Below are 1,281 nucleotides of genomic sequence, written 5' to 3' on the forward strand. Positions count from 1 at the left end.
GTGCTGTTTACCGCTTTTCAAGAGGTTTTGGTTTACAAAAGTGTTCCTATATCGCATTTATGGAAACCGACCTGTTGCGGTCGTCAAGGAGGCCATCATGATCGGAAACAAGCTAAAGGTCGCGAGGTCGGCATCCGGCATGTCGCTACGGGCGCTTGCCGATGCCATGGGCAGCATCGTCTCCGCTCAGGCCGTCGGCAAGTATGAACGCAACGAAGATATGCCGAGTTCTCGCGTACTGATCGCCCTTGCGAAAGCGCTCTCTGTCTCCGAGGAATATCTACTGAACGAGGACGAGCTGTCGCTGGAAGGCGTGGATTTTCGTAAGAAGGTCGGCACGTCGTCCCGTGAGGAAGCCACGCTCGAAGCGCGCGCCATTCACATGCTTGAACGCTATCTCGCGGTCGAGGACATGCTCCAGATGCGCAGCGTCGAATGGGAACAGCCGCGAAGCGCGCCGCATCCCGTGTCAGATATTCGGGATGCGGAAGATGCGGCCCGTTCCGTTCGGGACGATTGGGGGCTGGGTAACGACCCCATCCCGCAACTCGCGGAGCTGCTCGAGGAACGCGGCATCAAGGTGCTCTCACTCGATCTTGATGATGTGGACGGGCTTGCCGCCAAGGTCCGGCGCAAGGGCAGCGATGCGGCGCGCGTCATTGTCATCAAGCAGAGCTCCTGGTCGGAACGCAAGCGCTTCAATCTGGCGCATGAGCTTGGTCATATGGTCATCGCTCCCTCTGGCGGTGTCGACGAGGAGAAGGCCGCACATCGCTTCGCTGGCGCGTTTCTGATGCCGGCGGACGTGCTCCGTGCCGAAGTGGGCGCCCATCGATCCTCGATCAGCATCGGCGAACTGGTGGCGCTCAAGCGACTGTTCGGTGTCAGCATCCAGGCCCTGGCGTATCGCTGCAAGGATCTTGGCATCATCAACCAGGCGGCCTGCGCCCGTCTGTTCAAGGTTTTTGCGGAGCGTGGCTGGCGGACCTCACCATTCGAGGAACCGGAAAGCATGAAGCCGGAACTGGAAGAACCTCGTCGTTTCGAGCGCCTATGCTTTCGGGCCTTGGCCGAAGGCGTGATCGGAGAGTCGCGGGCCGCCGAGCTACTCGGCATTTCCGTGCGCGAACTCGATCGACGACTGGATCAGGTGGCGGCCTGATCCGTGACGGTTCTGGTTTCCGACACTTCGGTCATCATCGACCTCGAACGGGCGGACCTTCTCGATGAGATGTTCCTGCTGCCGTTTGAGTTCGCGGTGCCTGATCTCCTTTACATCCG

General features: G+C 59.9%; 1 protein-coding gene. It reads left to right on the plus strand.

Going from position 1 to position 1,281, the window contains the following annotated elements:
* The coding region (locus HHL08_RS25255) for a helix-turn-helix domain-containing protein (protein WP_235955323.1) at positions 1-1,162 on the plus strand (1,162 nt) is incomplete at its 5' end.
* Positions 1,163-1,281: the final 119 nt, after the last annotated feature.

The organism is Sphingobium psychrophilum, from assembly GCF_012927105.1.
In the GTDB taxonomy this organism is placed as follows: Bacteria; Pseudomonadota; Alphaproteobacteria; order Sphingomonadales; family Sphingomonadaceae; genus Sphingobium; species Sphingobium psychrophilum.